This window comes from Alphaproteobacteria bacterium, from assembly GCA_037146715.1.
Taxonomy (GTDB): Bacteria; Pseudomonadota; Alphaproteobacteria; order UBA7879; family UBA5542; genus JBAWWO01.
Map to the genome: position 1 here is coordinate 108,351 of JBAWWO010000001.1, position 23,912 is coordinate 132,262.

Annotated in this window: 25 protein-coding genes and 2 tRNA genes; 4 read left to right on the forward strand and 23 right to left on the reverse strand. The window is 42.2% G+C overall.

The window, feature by feature from the left end; all coding sequences use genetic code 11:
* Window position 1: 1 nt before the first annotated feature.
* From WCG05_00580 to WCG05_00595, 4 genes are read right to left on the reverse strand one after another with little or no spacing between them, the layout of a single operon-like run.
* Window positions 2–919, reverse strand: a complete 918-nt coding sequence (locus WCG05_00580; protein MEI8320494.1) for a hypothetical protein — start codon at window positions 917–919, stop codon at window positions 2–4.
* A 50-nt stretch (window positions 920–969) separates the two neighbouring features.
* Entirely contained in the window at window positions 970–2,361 is a 1,392-nt protein-coding gene (locus tag WCG05_00585; protein MEI8320495.1) for an NAD(P)(+) transhydrogenase (Re/Si-specific) subunit beta, read from the reverse strand.
* A 10-nt stretch (window positions 2,362–2,371) separates the two neighbouring features.
* Window positions 2,372–2,758, reverse strand: a complete 387-nt coding sequence (locus tag WCG05_00590; GenBank protein ID MEI8320496.1) for an NAD(P) transhydrogenase subunit alpha — start codon at window positions 2,756–2,758, stop codon at window positions 2,372–2,374.
* A gap of 12 nt (window positions 2,759–2,770) precedes the next feature.
* Window positions 2,771–3,904, reverse strand: a complete 1,134-nt coding sequence (locus tag WCG05_00595; protein ID MEI8320497.1) for a Re/Si-specific NAD(P)(+) transhydrogenase subunit alpha — start codon at window positions 3,902–3,904, stop codon at window positions 2,771–2,773.
* 115 nt (window positions 3,905–4,019) lie between these two features.
* Between WCG05_00595 and tsaB the strand changes: the two genes are divergently transcribed.
* Entirely contained in the window at window positions 4,020–4,640 is a 621-nt protein-coding gene (gene tsaB / locus WCG05_00600) for a tRNA (adenosine(37)-N6)-threonylcarbamoyltransferase complex dimerization subunit type 1 TsaB (GenBank protein MEI8320498.1), read from the forward strand.
* A 20-nt stretch (window positions 4,641–4,660) separates the two neighbouring features.
* Here the strand turns inward: tsaB and WCG05_00605 are convergent, their stop codons facing one another.
* From WCG05_00605 to lgt, 5 genes are all read right to left on the reverse strand, one after another.
* Window positions 4,661–5,137, reverse strand: coding sequence for a GNAT family N-acetyltransferase (locus tag WCG05_00605; protein MEI8320499.1), 477 nt, complete (start codon window positions 5,135–5,137; stop codon window positions 4,661–4,663).
* Between the two features lie 26 nt (window positions 5,138–5,163).
* Window positions 5,164–5,439, reverse strand: a complete 276-nt coding sequence (locus tag WCG05_00610; protein MEI8320500.1) for a hypothetical protein — start codon at window positions 5,437–5,439, stop codon at window positions 5,164–5,166.
* A 36-nt stretch (window positions 5,440–5,475) separates the two neighbouring features.
* Window positions 5,476–6,309, reverse strand: coding sequence for a GNAT family N-acetyltransferase (locus WCG05_00615; GenBank protein MEI8320501.1), 834 nt, complete (start codon window positions 6,307–6,309; stop codon window positions 5,476–5,478).
* Between the two features lie 76 nt (window positions 6,310–6,385).
* Complete coding sequence (locus WCG05_00620; GenBank protein MEI8320502.1) at window positions 6,386–7,777, reverse strand: hypothetical protein; 1,392 nt, start codon at window positions 7,775–7,777, stop codon at window positions 6,386–6,388.
* A 114-nt stretch (window positions 7,778–7,891) separates the two neighbouring features.
* Window positions 7,892–8,674 carry a prolipoprotein diacylglyceryl transferase gene (lgt, locus tag WCG05_00625; protein ID MEI8320503.1) on the reverse strand — a complete coding sequence of 261 codons (783 nt, stop codon included), beginning with the start codon at window positions 8,672–8,674 and terminating at the stop codon, window positions 7,892–7,894.
* A gap of 93 nt (window positions 8,675–8,767) precedes the next feature.
* Between lgt and WCG05_00630 the strand changes: the two genes are divergently transcribed.
* Together WCG05_00630 and WCG05_00635 are read left to right on the forward strand one after the other, a co-directional pair.
* Entirely contained in the window at window positions 8,768–10,327 is a 1,560-nt protein-coding gene (locus tag WCG05_00630; protein MEI8320504.1) for an ABC-F family ATP-binding cassette domain-containing protein, read from the forward strand.
* Window positions 10,328–10,398: 71 nt separating this feature from the next.
* Window positions 10,399–11,163: a hypothetical protein gene (locus tag WCG05_00635; GenBank protein MEI8320505.1), complete on the forward strand. Its 765-nt coding sequence runs from the start codon at window positions 10,399–10,401 to the stop codon at window positions 11,161–11,163.
* Between the two features lie 694 nt (window positions 11,164–11,857).
* On the opposite strand, the gene WCG05_00640 is transcribed toward WCG05_00635, so the two are convergent.
* The 4 genes from WCG05_00640 to def all read right to left on the reverse strand — a co-directional run bounded on the left by WCG05_00640 (window position 11,858) and on the right by def (window position 14,176).
* Window positions 11,858–11,944, reverse strand: a tRNA-Leu gene (locus WCG05_00640).
* A gap of 49 nt (window positions 11,945–11,993) precedes the next feature.
* Window positions 11,994–12,743 carry a tRNA pseudouridine(38-40) synthase TruA gene (truA, locus tag WCG05_00645; GenBank protein MEI8320506.1) on the reverse strand — a complete coding sequence of 250 codons (750 nt, stop codon included), beginning with the start codon at window positions 12,741–12,743 and terminating at the stop codon, window positions 11,994–11,996.
* Window positions 12,724–13,662 carry a methionyl-tRNA formyltransferase gene (gene fmt / locus WCG05_00650; GenBank protein ID MEI8320507.1) on the reverse strand — a complete coding sequence of 313 codons (939 nt, stop codon included), beginning with the start codon at window positions 13,660–13,662 and terminating at the stop codon, window positions 12,724–12,726. Before fmt ends, truA begins: the two co-directional genes overlap by 20 nt.
* A 16-nt stretch (window positions 13,663–13,678) precedes the next feature.
* Window positions 13,679–14,176, reverse strand: a complete 498-nt coding sequence (def, locus tag WCG05_00655; GenBank protein MEI8320508.1) for a peptide deformylase — start codon at window positions 14,174–14,176, stop codon at window positions 13,679–13,681.
* Window positions 14,177–14,355: 179 nt separating this feature from the next.
* Here def and WCG05_00660 point away from each other — a divergent pair, with 179 nt between their 5' ends.
* Complete coding sequence (locus WCG05_00660) at window positions 14,356–15,126, forward strand: NAD kinase (protein ID MEI8320509.1); 771 nt, start codon at window positions 14,356–14,358, stop codon at window positions 15,124–15,126.
* 4 nt (window positions 15,127–15,130) lie between these two features.
* Here WCG05_00660 and WCG05_00665 read toward each other — a convergent pair whose 3' ends face one another.
* From WCG05_00665 to WCG05_00710, 10 genes are all read right to left on the reverse strand, one after another.
* Window positions 15,131–15,637, reverse strand: coding sequence for a CarD family transcriptional regulator (locus WCG05_00665; protein ID MEI8320510.1), 507 nt, complete (start codon window positions 15,635–15,637; stop codon window positions 15,131–15,133).
* Between the two features lie 260 nt (window positions 15,638–15,897).
* Entirely contained in the window at window positions 15,898–16,536 is a 639-nt protein-coding gene (clpP, locus tag WCG05_00670) for an ATP-dependent Clp endopeptidase proteolytic subunit ClpP (protein ID MEI8320511.1), read from the reverse strand.
* Between the two features lie 7 nt (window positions 16,537–16,543).
* Complete coding sequence (tig, locus tag WCG05_00675) at window positions 16,544–17,911, reverse strand: trigger factor (GenBank protein ID MEI8320512.1); 1,368 nt, start codon at window positions 17,909–17,911, stop codon at window positions 16,544–16,546.
* Window positions 17,912–17,942: 31 nt separating this feature from the next.
* Window positions 17,943–18,027: transfer RNA gene (locus WCG05_00680), tRNA-Leu, on the reverse strand.
* Between the two features lie 15 nt (window positions 18,028–18,042).
* On the reverse strand, window positions 18,043–19,335 hold the full coding sequence (gene hflX / locus WCG05_00685; protein MEI8320513.1) for a GTPase HflX: 1,293 nt from the start codon (window positions 19,333–19,335) through the stop codon (window positions 18,043–18,045).
* Window positions 19,336–19,362: 27 nt separating this feature from the next.
* Window positions 19,363–19,620: an RNA chaperone Hfq gene (gene hfq, locus WCG05_00690; protein MEI8320514.1), complete on the reverse strand. Its 258-nt coding sequence runs from the start codon at window positions 19,618–19,620 to the stop codon at window positions 19,363–19,365.
* Between the two features lie 22 nt (window positions 19,621–19,642).
* Window positions 19,643–20,302 (reverse strand): HAD hydrolase-like protein, encoded by a 660-nt coding sequence (locus tag WCG05_00695; protein ID MEI8320515.1) that lies wholly within the window; start codon window positions 20,300–20,302, stop codon window positions 19,643–19,645.
* A complete protein-coding gene (locus WCG05_00700; GenBank protein ID MEI8320516.1) occupies window positions 20,299–21,144 on the reverse strand; it encodes a D-amino acid aminotransferase in 846 nt (281 codons plus the stop codon). Before WCG05_00700 ends, WCG05_00695 begins: the two co-directional genes overlap by 4 nt.
* Before the next feature lie 5 nt (window positions 21,145–21,149).
* Entirely contained in the window at window positions 21,150–22,508 is a 1,359-nt protein-coding gene (trkA, locus tag WCG05_00705; GenBank protein ID MEI8320517.1) for a Trk system potassium transporter TrkA, read from the reverse strand.
* Window positions 22,509–22,515: 7 nt separating this feature from the next.
* Entirely contained in the window at window positions 22,516–23,901 is a 1,386-nt protein-coding gene (locus WCG05_00710) for a sigma-54 dependent transcriptional regulator (protein ID MEI8320518.1), read from the reverse strand.
* Window positions 23,902–23,912: the final 11 nt, after the last annotated feature.

Sequence of the window (23,912 nt, forward strand, 5' to 3'; positions counted from 1 at the left end):
GCTATAACTTATTTCTGAATTTTTCGTCGATAAGCCTGAAAAAAGGTGCCCAAATGAATGTAAATATTCGTGGAAAATTGGCTCTGACCCAGTTCGTAAATTTATAGTCTTCGTAGACAGGCAGAATGGTGTTTTTCATGACAATGCCTTCTTTTTCAAGAAATGGCGCTGTGGCACGCACAAAATACCCAGAATTGGCGGCATTTAAGAATTTAATGGGATCATTTTGAGCAGTCAGGGCTAAAAAGGGGTTTAAGACCCCTTGGCTGCGAATAGTCGCATTTCGTTCAAAGGCCCAGGCGTCCTCATCTTCCTTTATAAGCCATGCAAAAATTTTTGTGTTCCAAAGAGCAGATTGAAGACTTGTTCTATAAGAATCATACTTACCCTTTATCTCCGTTCCTTTAATAGCTGGATAATCACTTTCTCCCTTTCCACTGTTCAATTGAATGTAGGGCACATCTTGTTCCTTCATTTTTGTCAGCAAATAATATAAATAGGCTTCATTTACAGGATCCGATAGGAAATAATCTTCCTGCATATACAATACATATTTTGTCTTAACTTGAGCTAAAGCCATCAACATATTTTTCGACCATCCATAGTCTTCCCCTGTGTTGAAGATGTGGATGCGGTCAAAAGAAAAAGGTTTTTTGTTGGAAATGATAATAATGGGAATATGTTTGTTATAAGTTTTTAAAGAGGGCCAATAGCGGAACAGCAAAATACCAAAGGGTCGCCAAAATTCAGAATATTTATCGCAAGAAGAAACAATAATAGTTACATCATCCAATCTGGGTTGGTCTGGAATGACAACATTATCAATGCGAGAATTAATGGGCTTTATAGAGGGCATCTCAGAGGGGTTGGCATAGCAAGAGAAAGAAATAAAAAGTAACGACAGAAGTATTTTATACATAGGATTTCTCAAATTAATTACATGCTTGTTGTACAGAATTTTTTGTATCCCTACAACGCCTTAATGATATGTTCACACATCTTTTTAGCGTCGCCGAATAGCATCATGGTGTTATCTTTAAAGAACAAACTATTTTCAACGCCCGCATAGCCGGACGCCATGGATCGTTTTACGAACAGAACGGTTTTTGCGTTGGCCACATCCAGAATGGGCATGCCGTAAATAGGGCTCTGGGGGTCTGTTTTGGCTGCAGGGTTGGTTACGTCGTTGGCTCCAATAACAAAAGCAATGTCAGTGGATGAGAAATCGCGATTAATTTCATCCAGTTCTAATACGTCTTCATAGGGAATGTTAGCCTCGGCCAACAGAACGTTCATATGGCCAGGCATGCGACCGGCTACGGGGTGAATCGCAAAACGTACTTTCACACCCTGGTTTTTCAACAATTCTGTCATTTCTTTCAGGGCGTGCTGTGCTTGAGCCACAGCCATCCCATATCCCGGAACAATAATGACTGAGCTGGCGTTTTTCATTAAAAAGGCTGCATCATCAGCACTGCCTGATTTTATAGGTTGATCAGAAGATGAGGCCGTCACAGCAGCGGAGGCTGCGTCTGTTCCAAATCCACCCAAAATAACGTTAAAGATGGATCGGTTCATGCCTTTGCACATGATGTAGCTTAGGATGGCGCCTGATGATCCCACCAAAGCTCCTGTAATAATCAGTAAGTTGTTTTGCAGGGTAAACCCAATGCCACAGGCAGCCCAGCCAGAATAAGAATTTAAAATGGAAACAATAACGGGCATATCAGCGCCGCCAATAGGCAGAATCAATAAAAATCCTAAGACAAAAGAAAGAACGGTCAGCATCCAAAAGGCAACAAATTCCCCTGTTGTGACAAGCCAAATGCCACACACGACAATGCACACCAACAAAAAGGCGTTAAAGAGATGTTGCCCAGAAAAGGTTAAAGGTTTGCTGGAAAAAATACCCTGAAGTTTTCCAAAGGCAATCAGAGATCCTGTAAAAGTGACGGCCCCAATGGCTGTTCCAATCCCCATCTCAACAAGAGCGCTTAATTTAATGCCCTGCATGCCCCCAATCCCAAAGGTGTCGGGCGAATAAAGGGCAGCGCCTGAAACACACACAGCGGCAAGCCCCACTAAACTGTGGAACCCGGCAACCAGTTGAGGCAACGCAGTCATTTTTATTTTACGTGCAATAATCGTTCCGACGGTTCCCCCCACCAAAATTCCCCCAATGATGGTGTCAAAGCTTTCAATGGCACCAAAAAACAAAGTGGTTCCAATTGCTAGAACCATTCCAAGGATGCCATATAAATTGCCCTGGCGGGCAGTTTCAGGTGATGACAGCCCTTTTAAAGACAGAATGAAACAAACTGACGCAACTAAATATAAAAGTGATGATACGTTTCCGTTCACGAAGATCCCCTTATTTCTTTTTCTTAAACATTTGTAGCATGCGGTTAGTGACAATAAATCCACCAAAAATATTAACGGATGCTAAAGTAACTGCAATGAACCCCATCACTTTCGAAAAGTCAAAACCTTCACTGCCTGCCACCACAAGGGCGCCCACAATAATCACGCTGGAAATAGCATTTGTAACAGCCATTAGGGGAGAGTGCAAAGCAGGGGTCACACGCCAAACCACGTAGTATCCAACGAAAGCAGCCAAAGTAAAAACGGTCAGACTGATCATCAGAGGGTCCATATCAGCACTATTCTTTAATACGTCTACGGAATAACTTTCCGCAGGCAGAATCTTATGCACCAGGACACTGGTTTTTTCAACAACTTGAGTACTTAAAGTGAGCATATTTTTCCTCGTCTATTCTTTCATCAGGTCAGTTCTTAGAATTTCGCCCTCTTTAACCAATAGGGCCCCCTTAATAATATCATCATCAAGAGGCAAGTGAACTTTCTTTTCTGTTTCGTTGTATAGAAGCTTCATCAAATTAAAGATGTTTCTGGCATATAGGTCCGTTGCATCCCGGGCAAGTTTTGAAACCAGATCTTGGGGGGCATAAATTTTGACCCCATTCACGTCGACCACTTTGCCGAATTTGCTGAGTGCACAGTTGCCCCCGTTTTCGCCAGCTAAATCAATCACAACAGATCCAGATTTCATGCTGTGGACCATGTCTTCTGTAATAAGCAGTGGGGCAGGGCGCCCAGGAATCAAAGCTGTCGTGATAACAATGTCTGCTTGCTTCACAACTTCGGCTAGCTTTTCTTTTTCCTGTTTTTTGTAATCATCCGTCATTTCCTTGGCGTAGCCAGAGGTTGTTTCTGTAGGGCCCCGTACAGCAACTTCCACAAAAGTGCCTCCCAGGCTTTCTACTTGTTCCTTGGTTGCAGGACGCACGTCATAGGCAGATACAACAGCACCAAGTCTTTTGGCTGTGGCAATAGCTTGAAGCCCGGCAACGCCCGCACCAATGATGAAAACTTTTGCAGGCAACAGCGTTCCTGCTGCGGTCATCATCATGGGGAAAATACGTTGAAATAAGGTTGCAGCCTCAAGCACGGCCCGATAGCCCGACAAATTGCTTTGAGACGATAAAACGTCCATAGCTTGGGCCCGGGTAATGCGGGGGATCATTTCTAAAGCTAATACAGATAGACCATGTTTTTCATAGGCCTTCAGATGCTTAGGGTGTTGCAAAATATCGCAAAGACAAATCAACAAGGACCCTTTGGGAAAATCTTTAAGCTCAGTTTCCTCAGTAAGGGGAGATCGTACTTTCAGGATTACCTGAGACCCCTCTAAAAGGTCGGATCTACTTTTGACAATATGAGCGCCTACTTCTTCATACTGTTGATCGGGGATTGAGGCCGCAAGTCCCGCAGATTTTTCTAAAAATACAGAAAATCCAAGACCAACAAGCTTCTTAACCGTTTCTGGCGACGCCGCCACACGATGTTCAGTTGAAATTGTTTCTTTTAAAATTGCAATTTTCATAATTAAACCTTTAAATCCGACACAATCATGAATCTTATCGGGAAGAAATGCAATAGTTTTTCTTTTAGTTTTCCCCTATATTCATTATGCTAGATGCTTAAATGCAGGATTTACTATGACGCTTATTCTATCCCTTGAAACCTCGGCCCAGATGTGTTCGGTAGCACTGACTGACAATGGGAACGTTATAGCTGAGGTGTCGGAAGAGCTTTCCCATGGGCAGTCTGCAGTGCTTATGGATTTTATTGGGCGTGTCTTTGAAAAATCGGGATGCAAGGCCCAGCAGTTAACCCATGTAGCCGTTAATCGAGGGCCTGGGTCTTTTACTGGAATTCGGCTGGGTCTTGCGGCGGCTTATGGATTTTCTGTGGCAGGAAAACTGCCCATTCTGGGACTTAGTTCATTTCAGATTCATCGATATTTGGCAGGGCAGGGGGCTATGCTGATTGCCTTAGATACGCGACGGGATGATTTCTATGGATGCTTTTATGGAGAAAAAGATGTCCAGCCTCAATGGACTAAAATAATGACGGTTCAGGATATAAAGGGCGAAAAAGTGCAGCTGATCACAGATAAGCTTATTTCCGGAACCCAGGGTGAATTTCATGAGAAAGTTCAACAGCTGACTGCAAAAAATGGGGGCCTGGCTGCCTGGCATTTCCTGCAACAGGGCAAGATAGATGTATTTTCTAAAGAGCCTTTTTACTTAAGACCGGCAGCAGTTTATGAGAAGTAAAGAGATAAAATTACGTCCCTTTATTGAACTGGATTCAATGCTTTTAGAATATCTTCTTTTTCTATTCTGTATAAAATTTCTTTTCTGTTTAAATGGGAAGGTGTTTTTTCTGCCAAGAACCCTTTGTCCCATTCTTTTGCACCAAAACTTTCAAGCCCTTTAACTACTTCAAGAGCCTTTAAATTTTTGGGGCTGAGGGCGGCAAATGTATATTCATAGTTTGTAAGTCGCGCCAAATCATTTGCAAAGTATCCTGTGATGGCCTCAGTTGCATAGCCATTCGACCAGTACTCTGGACTTATGGCGCATATGACTTCTACAGCGCCACTATGGTCCTTTGAGGAATTGTCGGGATATCTATGGGCACCTATAAATCCTACAAAGGATTTTGGGTTTTCTGCGGCTGCATCAGCTTCTGGAGCAACAAGAGGGAGAATTGACGTGGTTAGATAAAGGGCTCTCCAACTTAATAGGTTGGCAGTCGTTCTGTTTTGCAATGCTGTTAGAATTTCCTGCCACGCAGCTATATTTTTTCACTAGCTGTTCTTGGGCCTGCCCAGTTTGCTAAAACATCAGGGTTAGAAAAAAGGGTTTTTCCAGATTCAAAAACAGCTGTGAAATTCGCCGAGGTAATGGGCTCAGCTGTTAAGCGGTCGGTGGCAAAAGAAACTTGAGACTTCTCGGGTTCAGCCAGGCGATAAGGGGTCCATTTTGGGGAGTCGAATTTCTCTGAGGAAGGGCTAGACAGCCCAAGCATAGGAATACTTATAGCTAAGAGTAAAAATTTCATAAAATTCATAAAAAAATCCTTTTTGATAAAATTTAAATGATTAACTTATTTTGTGCTTTTGGACAGACTTTCTTGTAGACGTCCTTTTATGGTTTCTAATAGGTCTGGGGTTACAAAATCGCCTCTGTATAAATTAAGTTGAGATCTTAAATGAGGAGGCAATTGAAGCCTCTTTTCCATTTTTTCTCTAACCAATTGCAGTCTTTCCAGTTTTGGCAGGGAGCCTGCAGGATTAGGTAGCTTTGGTTCCGCTGCCTGGGGCAGTTGAGATGCGGGATCCCATGCGACATAACCAAGTTTTGTCACAAGCCTAATAGCCCCTGGATTGTCACCATTTATTCCCACAAGTCTGTATTGATAGTTCGCAAGGCGACACAAATCATTTTCTAAAATCCCAACACTGGCTTCAAATGCATAGTTCTGTCTTTGGAAAGCTGGTTCAAAAGCTGAAAAGTATTCAACTGCCCCATCAGAGCTATGGCCGCTATCCATATGCCTATGACATCCTATAAAGCCCACAAAAGTTTCAGGGCTACTCTTCAAATAAAATGATCGCAAACTCAAAAGGTTCGCAGCACACTTTTCTTGCTCTTTCACAAGATAGTTCCTCCATTTTTGTACATCTTCTGGGGTTTCTGTTTTGTTGCCGGGCCAGGTGGTTAAAATTTGAGAATTTGAAAAAAGAGCAGATCCAGACGCAACTAAAGATTCTAAAGATTCTGCGGTAACAGGCTTGGCAACTAAGCGCTCTGTTTCAAATGAGAGTTGAGATTTTTCTGGAGAAGATAAACGGTAAGGTTCCCAGGCTTTTGAAGAAAAAGCTGAGAAGCCTGTATGATGAATAAGAATTGCTAACAAGAAAATTTTTACTGAATGCATTTACCGCCCCTTTATTTTTTATCTATATGGTTAGTCTATAAAAAGCATCTTTTTTTGTCAAAGGTTATGTCTTTTTTTATCTGTTGCTCCATCCTCCAAAATTGTTATACCCATAAGGATTCCCATAGGGTCGGTAAGGGGGAACTGCTCTGGAAGAAGAGGATGCCGAACTTTGGGTGTTACCCAAAGCATCTTTATAGTCCCGTTGGCATGCCCTTGTTTCAATGTCTAAATTTTTATTAGCTCGACAAAGGGCGCACGCAACGCCTATGCCAGGTTCCCTTCCACAAAGGCCGCTTTGGCAGGCCGTCTTTTGACAGAGAAAGGAGAGAAAATCACGGCAAGGGCAGGTGACCAGCATAATTTCATGATTTCCCATGATATTTCTTATAACAGTGGAAAATTTGACCCACGTATTGGCATTTTCACTATTTTCACAAAAGAAGGCAGCCGTAATGGTCGACAGGCTAATTTTTTTGTTGCGAGACAAACTAACATCTTTCGGATCCATATCAAATGTGACAGGATTCGCCTGGCTGCGTCCTTTCTGATAATGGATTTGGGGCTCTATCGTAAAGGGAAAATAATCTGAAAGATACCAATTCCTAAGTTTTCCGATGGCTGCCCCAATTTGATTATTGGCCCTTGGGTCCAAAGAATACTTTCCTAAAGTTTCAGCATGAGGAGTTGATGGAGCAGGGGTGATGGAGGCGATATGGGGCGCAATTGGAAGAGAGGGGGTATGCGCAGCAACAGGGGCCGTAACTGTCGCAGAAGTGGGGTGTGTGTTAAAAAAGTCATCAGGGAGATAAGGTTTTATTCGGTCAAGTTCTTTGATATTTTTTTTAAGAAGAGGAATTTTTTGCTCTAGTTTATTGATCTCATGTTTTAACTTGTCAATTTTCTTACTGTTCTGCTGGCTGGCTTCTCTAAGGCTCTCAATTTGAGTCCTTTTTTTTACGGTGCTTAAAGCTTTCTCTATTCCTTTGTTGGCTACTTGAAGGGCCTTAATTTCCTCTTTATGTTTTTTGATAAAGCTTTCACTTTTTTCCAGGTCTTTTACTAATTTTTGATGATGTTCTTTTACAGTTTTTTTGTCTATGAAAGTGGCGTCTCCCTCTTCTCGAACTCCGGGGATTTTTTTGTCATGATGACCGCGAGTATTTTCTTCTTCAGTCTGATCCTCATCATCTTCATCCGTATTTCTAAAATTATATCTATAAGTTTTCATAAAATCATCTTCATCTGCTAAGTCTGTATCAATGTTTTTTTCATCTTCGTCCTCGTCTTCATTGTCCTCGTCTGCATTTTGACCCTCATCCTCATCGATTTCAGATATGTCATCATCATCGTTGTCACTCACTGTTGAGGGAGTGCGAACACCATGGACAGCATAGGCTGGCATAGATAGGGACACACAAAAACAGCCCAGAAAAATAAACAGAAAAAATCGTGGGAGTATGATCATATTTTATAGCCTCTCTTTAGACAATATCAGATCATAAGAGAAAGCCAGTTTCAAGGGTTTTCTAATCAATGAATCCGCGGGGCTTCAACCCGAGTGGTCATTCTAGGGCCCTGTTTAGTCATGTTTCTTGACATAAGCAATAACATAAACACCCACAGCAACCATAGGAATGCACAGGGCTTGTCCCGTTGTGAAAATCGAAATCCAGCTTTCTGGTTCGCGAAAGAACTCAACAAAGAATCGGGAGGCTCCATAAATGACTAAGAATAATCCCGAAAGAATACCTGGCTTTTTTAAAGCATCTTTTTTCAGAATAAAATAAAGCAGCACTCCAAACAGCACCGCTCCCTCAAAGAAAGCTTCATACAGTTGGCTGGGGTGCCGGGGTGCATAGCCGCCTGAGGGAAATAGAACCGCCCAGGGAACATCGGTTGGTCTGCCGTATAACTCATCATTAATAAAATTGGCAATCCTTCCAAAGAATAACCCTATGGGCGCGGCTGCTGCGGCTAAATCCAGAAGACGGGGCAGGGGGATCTTATATTTCTTATGAAAAATATAGAATGAAACGATCAATCCCATCATTCCCCCGTGGAAGGACATGCCACCCTCCCAAGTTTTCAAAATATTCAAAGGGTTTGCCAAAAAAATACTGGGTTCATAAAACAAAATATGGCCCAAGCGCCCCCCAATAAAAATCCCTATAAGCGACCAAACCAGCAAATCATCTAGATTTTTTAAAGTAATAGTTGAAGGACTTAGGCGAATCAGCTGCCGGCAATAGGCCCAACCCAGCATCAACCCCAGCATATAGGCCAAATTATACCATCGTAAAGCAATAGGGCCATAAATGGTAAAGATCACTGGGTCAATGTGTGGAAAGGCTATAAAGTTCATGCTTTTGAAAATACTATAGGGAGATCGATTCGTCCATAGGGTTTAGTGTTTTTAGATCGACACGCGCGTCTCAATTCGTTATAAGAAATTATCATGATGAGGATTGAAAAAATATCAAAGTCCTATGCGGACCGGGTTATTCTGCGAAATCTCACCTACCATTTTCCTCTTAAAGAGCGTATTGCTCTGATTGGGGCCAATGGTCAGGGCAAGACAACTTTACTTAAAATTATGTCGAATTTAGAAGAATCCGATGGTGGGCAGGTTATTAGACCTAAAGACATGCGCCTGTCTGTTTTGCCCCAATCTCCCAATGAAAATCCTCAGGCCACTATTTTGGAAGAATGCTTATCTGGTCATCAAGAACTCTTTTCCCTGAAACAAAAGGTGGATGAAGCAGGGGCAAAACTAGAACTAGGCTATACAGAAGAAGTTTATGAAGAATACGAGCAAGCGCTTGAGCAGTATCAGCGCCTGGAAGGACACCAACTAGAGGGCGTTGCTGAAAAAGTTTTGTTAGGTATGGGGTTTAAGCCAGCTCAGTTGGGTCTTTCCCCAACAGTTTTGTCTGGTGGGTGGCGCATGCGCTTGGAACTAGCCAAAATTCTGGTGTCTAAGCCAGATTTCCTGATCCTGGACGAACCCACAAACCATCTGGATCTTCCCAGCATTGAGTGGTTAGAATCTTACCTGATGAAATTTCCAGGAACCCTATTGTTTGTATCGCATGACAAATCTTTTTTGAACAATGTCTCAACTATTACTTTGTACCTAAACCAAGGAAATTTAGCTGTTTACAAGGGGAACTTTGACGACTTTATGGAGCAAAAAGATCAAAATCAAGCAACCCAAGAAAACACTATCAAGAATATCACCAAGAAAAAAGAGCATATGCAGCGCTTTGTGGATAGATTCAAAGCTAAAGCATCAAAGGCAACCCAGGCCAAAAGCCGCATGAAAATGATTGAAAAGCTGGAAGGGGTTTTGTCTGGTATTCAGGCTGAAACGGGCCCAGTGTCTTTTCACATTCCCAATTTCATTTTTCCTAAAAGCGGTAAAGAAGTGGCCCGCCTAGACAAAGTCGACATTGGCTATGACAAGCCATTGATCAAGAAATTTTCTCTGCCCATTATGCGGGAAGAAAAAATTGCTATCATTGGGGCGAATGGTATTGGAAAAAGTACGCTTTTGAAAACTATTAGTGGCCTGGTGCCGCCTTTGTCTGGAACGGTGACCTTGGGTCAGAATGTTCATCTGGGTCACTATACTCAAGACATTGCCGACAATCTGGATAAAACTAAGTCGGTTTTAGAGACCATCCAACAACAGAATCCTGAGCTTAGCAACCAGACTCAGCGGGCTTTGTTAGGGACGTTTCTATTTAAAGGTACGGCCTTGAGCCAACCTGTTCGGGTTTTATCGGGCGGTGAGAAATCTCGTCTGGCTTTGTGCTGTCTTCTTTCAAAACAACCGAATTTCCTGCTGCTGGATGAACCCACCAATCATTTGGACATTCTAAGCACCGAGGTTTTGGGCGAAATGCTGAAATCCTATCCAGGCACTCTGGTCTTCATTTCGCATGATCGTGATTTTGTGGAAAACGTGGCGACCTCTGTCATCGAAATCGGTGCTGACGGAACTGTGCAAGGCTAGAGAGTTTTCTTGTTTTTGTTCTAACTAATACTTAATATATCTATCAGGTTCATTTTTATAGGAGACAAAAGATGAAGAAATTTTTAATTATTCTGGCATTAGGGGCCGCAAACTGGACATGCTCTTATGGGGCAACAGCAGATGATGGCGCCAGACCCGCAAGTGCAATGACAAGATCTCAATTCCCTTCAGCCGGGAGTCCTCAAGAAGATGTGGCATCAGAAAAGCCGGATTATGTTCAAGCTCTTTTGGATGGCAGGTCTGAGCCTTGGAGGCAAGCCATCATTTCTTTCTTGGCGACCAAATCCAAAAAAGATCACGAGTATTTTTGCAAAATGTTTGGAACAAAAGCAGTTGGAGGCAATCTGCAGAATCTATTAGATCTCATTACTGATCTAAGGCAAAAATCGGCTAAACAGGTACAAAATGAATATTGTATTTCTAGTCTGATGGAGAGATGCTCTAACATTAAAGCTAGCTTGAGCGGTTGTTCTCAAAAACACGTAGATGTTATTGCGAATATGTCGTTAGATAAAGTAGCAGATCATCAAGCCTGTATTAAAATTATTCAAAAGATAAAAGACTGCGATCAAGATCGTATGAATGAATATTTTATAGAATGTGTAACCAATTTATCCCGATATGACAAAACAGGGAAAATTAAACAAGAAGTTATTGTTGCCCTAAAAATCTTACCAGAGAAAAAATGGAAAGTGCTTAGAAAGGCGGTCAATGAAAAATACAAAGAACATGCTCCAGAGGATGAGGAAGATTTTGTACTTAGCGTTAGAACACAACGAGAAATACTAAGGGTGCCGTCGACAGATTCTAAATGATCGCCGTGAGGAGTGTATCCCCGGAAAATGATATTTAACTTATCATGGATTGACCAATTTATCTTCTTAGGGATATACTTTAGCTATAATCAAATAAACACCAGGGAAGCATGTTTGTTCTATTTTTAAGTTTCATATTACTATTTTCAACGGTAGAGGCTGCTGCTCTGGAAAAGCCCCTGACCAAAATTAATTCATTTTTTACAGATACGACAGAACCTTTTTTGCGCCATGTTTCTTGTTATACCTCGTGCAATCAGGTGTTTGGAAAAAGCTTTGGTAGGGAACTATCTGCCTGTTTTGCAGGCAACCAATGTTTAAAGGCTGACATTATAAAAGGGGTGTTAAGCCGTACGCCCAACAAGCAAGCCAATCCTGTGCTTTCAAAAGGGTATTTTTGCATCAGAAGTTGCCGCATCAAAACTTGTTATAAGTTTTTGTGTCAAGTTTTGGGACAGACCAATAATTCCTCAGCTATTGAGGGGCTGGCTCTTTCTTTAATGCAGTTGCAGCAGTCTTGGAAAGATTCAAAAATAACAACACTGCAAGATCAAAATATTCTTCATTCAAACATGCTGAAAGATTTTTTAGATAATCCAAAATTCCACAAAAGATGCACTAAACTTTTCAGGCATGATCGAAAGATGCGTGAAAATTACATTCGTAATCGGGAGATTTTAGAAAAAGTAAATGATGGTGCCCCCAGGGAGAATCGAACTCCCACGTCCTTGCGGACAGTAGATTTTGAGTCTACCGCGTCTACCAATTCCACCACAGGGGCCAGTGAATAGCGTGTTCACATATTACAAAGAACAAAACTTTCGTCAACCCTAATAATCAACTTTTATAAAATAAAGTGCATGGGCAGGGGCCGTGGGGCCAGCCAAGGCCCGATCTTTAGATTCCAAAATCTTTTTCACATATAGGGGCGCGTACTTTCCACGACCCACATCAACCAGTGTTCCCACCATATTTCGCACCTGATGATGCAGAAAAGAGGGGGCTTCCACATAAAATTCTATCTGATCCCCTATTTTTCGTACTTCCAGTTTCTCAAGGGTCCGCACAGGGTTCTTTGCCTGACAATGTACCGTTCGAAAAGCGGAAAAATCATGGCATCCCAAAAGAGCCAAGGCCCCCTGCTGCATTTTTTCAATATCTAAGGCAAAGGGCACATGCCAAGCCCGCATACAGTCCAAAGCCAGCTTGTCTGGGCGATTCACAATACGGTACAGATAGGTTCTTTTCTTCGCAGAAAATCTGGCATGAAATTCAGGACCTACCTTTTCTGCTTTTATAATGCTAATAGAGAATTGATCCAGATAAAAATTCAGGGCCCGCCTTACAGTTGTTTCCGTCACATTTTCTGGAAGATCCACATGGGCTACCTGGCCCAGGGCATGAACACCCGCATCCGTGCGCCCCGCCACTTGCAAGCTTTCCGCCTGAAAGGCAGGCATAAACTTAGCTAAGGCCTCTTCAACAGCTTGCTGAACTGATGGGGCATTTTCTTGCCGTTGCCACCCGGCAAAAGCGGTCCCATCGTATTCTATGGTTAACTTAAAGCGCTGCAGGGTCATTTAAACGGTCGCCCACGTTAAAAGAAAAGCCATTTAAGAATGTTTCTATAGGCAAAACTTTGCCTCCTGGTTTTTGTAAGATTTTGGGGTACAAAACACCTTCCCCACAGGCAACGCCAAACTGTTCATCCACAATCGTTCCGCTAGCTGCCAAAGGGCCCGGCGTTAAAGTGGCCTCTAACACTTTAATGCGCATATTATGATAATTGAAATAAGCCCCAGGAAATGGATTAAGCCCCCGAATTTTGCGTTCCAAAGCAACAGCACTCTCCTTAAAATCAAGCTGAGCCTCTTCTTTTTTAATTTTCTTTGCAATGATAGAACCAGCGGCGGATTGCGGCATTGGTTTTAAGTTCCCAGACATATAATCTGGCAAGTATTTTATCAGTGTTCTTGCGCCCAAATCAGCCAGTAATTCAAAAAGCTTCCCCGATGTCATGTGGGGGGAAAGGGACAGGGGTGCCATTGCAATCACAGGACCCGTATCAACGCCCTCATCCATTTTCATCAATGCAACACCAGATTCTTTGTCTCCAGCCATAATACAACGCTGGATGGGGGCAGCGCCTCGCCATTGGGGCAACAAAGAGGCATGGATGTTCAAGCATCCCAAGACAGGTATTTCTAAGAATGCCCTTGAAAGAATCATGCCGTAAGCCACGACGATTGCTAAATCTGGCTTGAGATCTTGAAATTTAGCAAGTTCTTCTGCAGTTTTCAAAGTATCTGGCGTATAGACAGGAATATGATGCTGTTTGGCAAATTCATGAACGGGGGAGGGAACCACATCATAGCCCCGACCCGCAGGTCTTGGGGGCTGGGTATAAACAGCAACCACATGATAAGCATTTTCCAACAAGGCTTTTAAGGGAGCAACGGAAAACTGGGGGGTTCCCATAAAGATAATTCTGGGGGGCATGGAAACCATAGGCAATCTAAGCTGTGGCTTGCAAACGTTCATCTCGCTTGATTCTATTCAAGATGCGCGTTCGTTGAATGGGTGACAAGTAATCAATGTTTAACTTGCCTTTTAAATGATCTATTTCATGTTGCAGAACGTGGGCCAGTAACTCTGTTGCATGAATGTCATGGGCTTTTCCTGTTTCATCTTGAAACTTTACTTTGATTTCTGTATGGCGTTCAATTTTTAGCCTAACTCCTGGTACGGAAAGGCATCCTTCATCAAAGATGTCCATTTCTTCAGAGCGCCAATAAATTTGGGGATTTATAAAGAATTGGGCACCATTATCATCAATATCAATCACAATAATCTGTTTGCTGACTCCAATTTGCGGGGCGGCAAGGCCAGCGCCTTCTTCCGTGTACATGATTTCAGCCATTTCTTTAAGCAAAGGCAATAGGGCAGCATCCACCTGAACAGGTTCAGCAACCTTTCTTAAGGCCGGGTGAGTACACGATAATACCTTTCGCATGGTCAAAATCCTCTCTTTGATTACAATATAATGTCTACCCTTGAATAAAACAAGAACCTCTAAAAGCAAAATAGATTTTTAACGTTTTTTGCGACCCATTGGTTAAGAGTTTACCCTGTCTCGCAAAAATGAAAAAACCCAAAGATGACAAGGTGCGTCAAAAATGATATGGGTAGAGGATGATCTCCTTAAAGATACATTTTTTTGCCGATAAAACAGCCCGTGCGCAACAGGCGCTGAAAGAGTTACATCGTTTTCACAAACCGGTTCCTATTGAGGATGCTGACTACTGGGTTGTGTTGGGGGGGGATGGATTTCTGCTGCGGCACCTTCATATAGGTTTGAATCATAATTCCGTGAAGATTTTCGGCATTAATTGCGGGACCCTCGGGTTTCTGATGAATGAATTTAATCTAAAAAAACTGGAAGAACGTCTTCTGAAAGCAACGGTAATCAAGCTGAATCCCTTGGTGATGGAGGCTATAGATACAGATGATGTGTCCCACGTTTACCATGCTATCAACGAAGTGTCCATGCTGCGGCACAGCTCGCAAGCGGCCCACTTGAAAATCAGCGTTGATAGTAAAGTGCAGTTGCGCCGTCTTATTTGTGATGGTGTTTTGGTTGCAACACCCGCAGGCAGTACCGCTTATAACTATTCAGCCCATGGGCCCATTATTCCCTTGCGGGCCAATGTCTTGGCTATGACTCCCTTATCTCCCTTTCGGCCGCGACGGTGGCGAGGAGCTTTGCTAGAGCAATCAGCCTGTGTGGAGGTTTATATTCTAGACCCTAAAAAAAGACCAGTTTCTGCGGTGGCTGACTTTAATGAAGTCAAGAATGTGAAAAAAGTGACAATTCAGCAATCTAAAGAAAAAAGTCTAAGCCTATTGTTTGATCAAGAAAGCAGTCTGGATGCCCGAATTCTTAAGGAACAGTTCGGGGAGTAGGATTCTATTGCTTCAGCAAAGACTCCAAATAGGTCAGCGCCTCGGTTTCGGTCATCTTTTTGGTCAGGGAAATTTCTTGAATCATGCGGTCCATGGCCTTTTTATACAGAATACGCTTGCTGTAGCTTCCTTCAGTTTGGGAAAGTTCATGATTTAAATCACGTAAAGCCTCAGCCAGTTTGTCAACGCGACCAGAATTAATTTTTTCTTCATATTGTTCGTGACGACGAACCCAAGGAAGTTTGGATGCTTTTGTGGGAAGCCCCAATACTTTAAAGGCTTGTTCAATTTCCTGGCCTGAGGAAATAGCCCGCATGCCAGAATCTTTTACCTTTTTTAAAGGGATCGTGATATTCATTTTTGATTCCTCAAAATAAATAACCACGACGTCTAAAGCATGGCCAGCAATGTGTTGCTGAGTAATTGATGAAATAACCCCAATGCCTTGACCGGGGTAAACGACGGAAGTTCCTTCTGTTAAGTAGGCTAACTCTTTTGTATGCATTCCCATTTCTATCACATTTTTATCAGATAACCTATAGGTAGGTACGAAAATCATTTTTTCAAGGGGGAAGAGCAGAAAAATTTAATGGATGAGGAGAAAGAACTCTTATAGGTTCTCCCGGTCTCTGAGCAAAACTTCATTCTTGCGAGAAAGGTGCAGTCCGACGAAGCAATCCAACTGGTGCGTAGCAGCCATGGCGGTACGCCATATGCAAAAAGAAAGATGGGAATTTCTTTTTGCGCAATGACGGTAATGGTGTGAGGTTTTTAAACCGCAGGCGCTATTTCCATCCCATGGGGACGAGAAGTGACAATCTCGTCAATCAGACCGAATGCCTTGGCTTCTTCGGGGCTTAGGAAATTATCACGCTCCATAGATTCTTCGATCGTCTTGAAAGACTGTCCTGTGCAGGTTACATAAATGTCATACATACGTTTTCTGATAGACAGAATCTCACGGGCCTGAATTTCAATGTCTGTTGCTTGCCCCCGAGCACCCCCTAAAGGCTGATGAATCATGACGCGGGAATTAGGCAAAGCATATCTTTTTCCTTTTGCCCCAGCCATCAACAGAAAAGATCCCATAGAAGCTGCTTGGCCCATGCACACGGTTGCCACATCGGGCTTGATATAGTTCATTGTATCAAAAACGGCGAAACCCGCTGTCACATGTCCGCCGGGAGAATTGATATAAAAATTGATATCTTTCTTAGGATTTTCCGCCTCTAAAAACAGCAGCTGAGCACACAACAAACTAGAGGTATAGTCATTAATCTCACCCGTCAAAAAGATAATTCGTTCTTTGAGTAGGCGTGAATAAATATCATAAGATCTTTCGCCCCGGGCTGTCTGTTCAACAACCATGGGGATTAGAGTGTTCATCTGTGTCGGGTCAAAGTCTGCCATGTTTTTCCTACTTTTTTGATCTTTTTGCGAAAGCTAATTCACGGGCTTCTTCTATTTTTTTAAGTTCTTCCCGCGTTACTTCCTTAGGAGAAAGTTTAGCATTTTTCACAATAAAGTCGATGACTTTATTTTCAAGTAAAGATGCGCGCAAATAAGATAGAGCATCTTGATTGGTTTTGTAATAATCAATCACCTGCTTTTCTTGGCCTGGGTAAGATTGAGCTTCTTGCAAAATAGCATTGCTTAAATCCCTGGGATCCACACCAACTTTGTGATGGTTAGAAATATCTGCTAAAATCAGCCCTAGTCTTACGCGGCGGTCAGCAACGGGTTGATATTCTTTTTTCCAATCTTCAAAGTTATTTTTGCGATGCTCTTCTTGCTCTTTTTCGGGCAGCTCGGCTTCCAACTGACGGCAAATGTTTTCAAATTCAATGCGCGCCATACGAGGAGGCACCTCAAAGTCATACAGCTTATCCAGTGTGTCCAAGACTTCTTGCTTGATAGATTCCATCGCAACTTTTTTGTTGGCACCTTCTGCCATGCGTTGATGTTCCAGTTCAAGCTCAGCCAGGTCTTTGTATCCAAGGCTTTTAGCGAAGTCATCGTTAACTTCTTGAGCAACCTGTTGGCTTATTTCCTTGATTTGAACCGTAAATTCAACAACTTTTCCAGCTAAATCTTTGCTGTGGTAAGCCTTTGGGAAAGTAAGATTCAAAACAACCTCATCCCCCGCGGAATGGTTCAACAACCCTTCTTCAAAGCCTTCAATAAAGCTCTTTGAGCCCAATTCTAGGTCGTAACTGTCAGCTGTGGCTTGGGGCAATACTTTGCCATTCAGTTTTCCTGTGAAAGCAATGGTTAGAACATCCCCCAGTTGGGATTTATGTTTAGGAGAGCACGCTTCCTTCTTTTTGCGAGAGTCAGCTAAGATCTTATTCATCGTCTGGATGTCTTCTGCATTGGCCTTGATTTTGTATTCAGTGATTTCCAAAGATTTCACATCAACAGGCTTGATAGAGGGCATAATTTCAAAGTGAAGTCTGTAGGCGAAGTCTTTACCAGCTTCATATTCCTTTTCCATATGATAGTGAGGGTGAGTTGCGGGCTTCAGTTTTTTCTCGCCCAAAACTTCCTCAGAAACATGACCTAGAACATTGTTCAGGGTCTCATCAATAATTTCTGCTCCGTACCGCTGACGGACGATAGGAAGGGGCGCTTTACCTGGGCGGAAGCCGGGCAAAGAAACAGTCGTCGCTTTTGCTTTCAGGGCTGCCTCAATTTTCTCTTCAATAAAATGGCCAGCGATTGTAATTTCAAACTCTTTTTCCAATCCATTAGAACGAGTTTCTTTAATATTCAGAATATGTTTCATTATTTTTACTGCTTTCAGTTATCAATATTATTGGTGCGGGTGGAGGGACTTGAACCCCCACAGCGTGAGCCGCTAGAACCTAAATCTAGTGTGTCTACCAATTTCACCACACCCGCATTATGTTGACTTCCCTAAGATTCGAGGAGTCGGCTTTTTTGCCTTATTTTGTTAAAGCGATTTTCTTCGATCTCGTCAAGAGTTACTTCAATAAAAATATCATCTTCTTTTTGAGAAATACTCAAAACCTGCCCATGTTTATACAGCCAAGACAGCAAATTCCCTTCATTTGCGTGTAGTTTGATCTTTATTTTATGGTGACTTTGGGAAAGCAGATGATCTAACTTTTTCAAAAGAACATCACAGTTCAGACCAGTTGCGGCTGAAATGGCTGCAGCGTTCTTCAGGCGCTTAGCACGTCCTAGGAAGCGGGCGCCCTTTAGTTCATCCAAGCAATCTATTTTATTATAGACGGTAATGATTTTGGGATTTTTATGTGTAGAAATGCCCAAACTTTCCAAAACTTGATTCACATCTTTCTCTTGGGCCAAATATTCTGGATGAGATACATCTTGTACATGCAAAATAATATCGGCCAGGGTTACTTCCTCTAAGGTGGCGTGGAAAGCGGTTACCAGTTGGGTTGGTAAGTCAGAAATAAACCCCACAGTATCAGATAAAATAGCATTGCGAGTTGAGGGTAATTTCATAAGTCGCAGGGTTGGGTCTAAGGTGGCAAACAATTTGTCTTCTGCCAACACATTGGCCCCCGTCAACCGATTAAAAAGAGTTGATTTGCCAGCATTTGTATATCCTACAAGCGCCACAACAGGGTAAGATTTTTGCCGGTTTTTTCTGTGAAGGCCCCGGGTTTTTTTTACTTTTTCCAGAGATTTAGTAATGTTTTCAATGCGGGTTTCTAGCATCCGTCGATCAAGTTCTAGCTGAGACTCTCCAGGGCCTCCAACAAACCCAAATCCGCCCCTCTGACGCTCTAAGTGGGTCCATGATCTAACCAGTCGACTTCGTTGATAATTTAGGGCAGCCAGCTCAACCTGTAAGGATCCCTCACTGGTTTTGGCCCGAGCGCCAAAAATTTCTAAAATTAGATTGGTGCGGTCAATAACCTTTGTATTCCAACTTTTCTCAAGATTCCGTTGTTGAGCAGGGCTTAGGGGAGCATTGATGATGACAAGATTTATGTCAAAGGAGGATATAATGCCCTTTAAGCGATCAACATTTCCTTTTCCCAGAAAAGTACCTGGATGAACTTTGGAAAGATTGATGATTTCTGCGCCCTCTGAGTCTAAGTCAATAGATTTAGCGAGGTTTTCCAGCTCAGCCAATTTACCATCAGCAGTTCTGGTGCTTAAGGAAGATTTTTCCTTGGGGCCAACAACAGGGTGAATAAGATAGGTTAATGTCATCCGCAAAAGACGGATAACATCAGAACTTTATAAGCTTGCTTCGTCAACTTCATAAAGTTTTACAGGTTCATTAGGCATAATCGTTGATATAGCATGCTTGTAAACAACCTGGATAAAACCATCTTTTTTAAGGATAACGATAAAAGTATCGAAACCTGTTATGATTCCCTGCAGCTTAATGCCATTCATCAAGAACATTGTAATGGGAGTTTTATTCTTTCGAACAAAATTCAAGAACACGTCTTGGGCATTTTGTTTTTTTTCTGTCGTTTTTTCTACTGTCATAATAGTCTCTCTTCTTCATTCATTATAGTTGAGTTAGAATTTTTTTCAACTCTTTGCAGTCATTAATATAGAAATCAAATCTATAAGGCAAGTCTTTTTTGTCTTTTAGGACAGGGTTATTAAACAAAATGGCAAATAGGTGGGATCTGTGAGCACATTCCAGATCCGTCATCCAGTCCCCAACAAACCAGGTATTATGATCCATGGGGGCATTAAGCCCCTCAACAGCAGCGGTAATCGTTTTGGGGGAGGGTTTATCTTCTGGACAATCTTTTGACCCTATTGTCTTATGAAAAAAACCTGTCCAATCTAAAAATTCTAATTCTTTTCGTAAAATATCACCCCGTTTGTTGCTAACGATCGAGCAGGGGATGTCTCTTTTTTTAAGATAACCCAGTAACTCTTCAGATCCCTCGGTTGTTTTAAGAGCCTTCAAATGGTTTTCATTCACATAAGCATAAAAAAAACGCTCAGCTTTTTTTGCATCCTCTCCAAAAATTTTAGGAAAATAATCCCGCAAGGATGTGCCAGGCAGCTGATGAAGCATATCCATTTCAGGTAAAGGCTTTCCAAGGCTTAGAAATGTGTGGAAATAGGCGGCTGCAATCAATTCCTTTGTGTCAACCAACACCCCATCCCAGTCAAAAATAATGCATTTGGGTAAGGAAAGAATTTGCTTCATTTTGTGCGCTCACTCTTAACAAAACCTAAGTAAAGATCATGCAGTTTTTGAACGAAGGGGCCTATTTTGCCATTCCCAATTGAGTGGTTATTTATCTTGATCACAGGAGTAATGGGTGAGTTAGTGCTGGTAATGAAGGCCTCTTGGGCTGATAGGGCTTCTTTTACGGTAAAAGATTGCTCTAAAACCTTTATGTCGTTCTTTTTAGCCAGCTGAATTAACCGTTGCCGTGTAATCCCATTCAAAATATTCATAGTTGTTGGCGCTGTATAGAGCGTATCATTTTTAACAATCCATGCATTTGACAAAGTACCTTCTGAAACCTGATCTTTTTCATCCACAAACCAAGTTTCATAAGCCCCAGCATCCGCTGCTTCTTGTTTAGCTAATACATTGGGCAACAGATTAATAGACTTTACTTGACATTTGGCCCATCGAGTATCCGGACCCGTGATGACAGAAACACCTTTGAAATCTTGAAAAGGCATTCTTTTTATAAACAAGAAAAGACTCGGGCGAACAGACGAATCTGGAAATAAATGGTTGCGGGGGGCAATGCCCCGGGAAAGTTGAATGTAAACAAATCCCTCATCGATGCGATTTAAAGAAATAAGCTTGTCGATCAGAAAGGGCAGGGGGGTAAGGGTAGATGAAGATATGCGAATTTCTTTGGCAGACCCAACTAAGCGGTCTAAATGTTTTTGCCCATCAACTAAGTTTTTGCCAACAAAGTGAATAACGTCGTAAACGCCATCTCCAAAAAGATAAGCCCGGTCTTCCACAGACACAACTGCCTCTTCAAAAGCCAGAAATTCCCCATTGATGTAAACGTATCTGCTCATGGGGCTTACGTTCTAAACATTGCTTCGATTTTGGGAATAAATTTGCTGGCTAGAACAAGGATCAGCTGATCGCCTTCCTCGATAATGTCGGCCGAATGAGGCATGGAAAACACATGATCACGAATAAGACCAGCCACCATCGATTGTTTGTCGTGCTCTAAAACAGAAATGGGCGACCCAATAACTTCAGACCCATGAGCAACAGTTGCTTCAAAAATTTCTCCAGACCCTCCTTGTAAAACGTGCACAGATTGAATCAGTCCGCGCCGCACATGGTTAAGAACCTTGGAAATGGTCACGAAACTAGGGTTCAAAATGCTATCGATGCCTAAAGACGGCAAAAACTTGGGATACATAATATTGCTGACGAGGGTAGATACTCTTAAACAACCAAAATTTTTAGCCAATAAGGAAGATAAAATATTAGTGGCATCATCATTGGTGATGGCCACAAACATATCCGATTGGGCAACATTCGCTTCTTTTAGTACATTAATATCTACAGCGCTTCCATGCAGCACCACAGCAGATTCCAGGGATTGTGCTAACAATTGGGCCCGGTCCTTATTGCTTTCAATAATTTTTAAATCCACATTGGGCATGCTTTGCTGAATACCTTGAGCCAGGTAAAACCCCACATTTCCACCCCCAGCCACAACAAGACGTTGAATGGGTTCAGAATTGATGGCAAACACAGAAAGAAATTTCTGAAGCTTTACCTTTTCAATCAAAATGTAGACCATGTCATTGGCTTGCAAGTAATCTTTTGCTTGCGGAATAATAAAATGATCATGCCGAATGATTGTAAGTGCCCGAAAGGGCATTTGTGGAAACTGCTCGCCAATTTGTTGCAAAGGGATATTGTTCATAGGGCAGTGGGCATTCATGTGAATAGAAATTACTACCGTATGAGAATTTGTTAAAGATACAACCTCCATCGTACCAGGCACCTGTAGATTTGATAAAATAACTCGTGCAACCTGTTGCTCTGGGGAAATAATATAGTCGATGGGGATTTTATATTCCGGTTTTTTGATCCAGACGGAATTCAAATAACTTTGATTGCGAATATGGGCTATTTTTTTTGGGATTTTGAACAAAGAATCCGCAATCTGGCAACTGATAATATTTTGTTCATCTGATTGCATAACAGCAATCAGCAAATCCGCTGAGGCTGCCCCTAAACTTTCAAGCAAATCGGGGTGCGCTCCACAACCCTGTATGGCTTGTACATCCAAGGTTTCCTGAACATAAGCAATGCGTTCTGCTGATTCATCAATGACAATAATATCATTTTCTTTGGCGGCTAAATAGGCTGCGATACTATATCCAATTTGGGTGGCTCCACAAATAATTGCTTTCATGATTTCCCTATTGTTCTGTTGCTGGAAGATTCAACATTTTTATCTTACGATGCAAGGCTGTTCTTTCCATTCCCACCGCTTGAGCTGTTTTAGAAATATTCCCGTTAAATCTTTTAATGTGAAGGTCGAGATAGTTTTTTTCAAATTCTTCTCGTGCCTGCTTGATAGGCAGAGCAATAAATGAAGAAGACATCACGCTTGCATCTTGCTGAGGCATCTCAGACCCCTGAAGCTCTGTTGGCAACATTTTCAAGGTAATTGCTTCTGCTTCAGGATGCATAATAGAAAGCCATTCGACAATATTACGCATTTGGCGAACATTCCCGGGCCACGAATAAGTTTCTAAAAGAAATTTAGCGTCTTCTGCAAAATATCGCTTCACTTTTTCATTGTTACTAAAGAATTTTTTAACGAAATAATTCGCGAGCTCCATAACATCATCCCGTCTCTGGTATAAAGAAGGAACAATCAAGGGCACAACATTAAGCCTATAGAATAAATCTTCCCGGAAGGTTTCTTTCTTTATTTTTTCAGCTAAAGAACCGTTATGAGATGAAATAAACCGGATATCTACCTGAATGGGCTTCGTGCCCCCCACCCGATAAAATTTCTGATCGTGAAGAACTTGCAGAATTTTACCCTGGGTTTCTAATGGCATTTCGTGAATGCCATCCAAAAATAAAGTGCCACGATCTGCTTTTTCAAGCAATCCAAGTTTCAGATCTGTTTCAATGGAGCCAATTCGGGTTTCTTTGCCAAAAAGTTCTTCCTCAAATCGCGTAGGTGACAAATTGGCACAGTTTACCAGAACAAAAGGGTTTTGAGCGCGGCTAGAGTGCTTATGAACCAGGCGAGCAACAATTTCTTTTCCAACCCCTGCAGGGCCCTCAATCATAATACGGCTATTGGTTTTTGAAACACGTTCAACAGCTTGTTTCAAGGCTGAAATCTGGGGGGAGTGACCCGTAAGGTCACTGACCCGTTCGGTGTCTTGTTTTAAGGACTGAATTTCTTGCTGCAACTGAGAAAGCTCTAGTCCCCGACGAACAACATTTAACAAGCGCTCTGTTTTGAAAGGTTTTTCAATGAAGTCATAGGCCCCTTTTTTCAAGGCACAGACCGCCGTTTCAATGGTTCCATGACCACTGATCATAACAACAGGAACGGTTGCATGAAGTTGTTTGATAAGCTCTAAGCTTTTTAGACCATCTAAGCGGCTATCATCAAGCCAAATATCAAGAATAACAAGGTGAGGACGTCTAAGTTTCAGTTGATCTAGGGCTTCATGGCCACTTGAGGCTTGTCTGGTTTGGTACCCTTCGTCTTTTAGAATGGTGGCCAGCATTTGCCGAATATCTTCTTGATCGTCAACAATTAAAATATCATGAGCCATTTCCTGACATA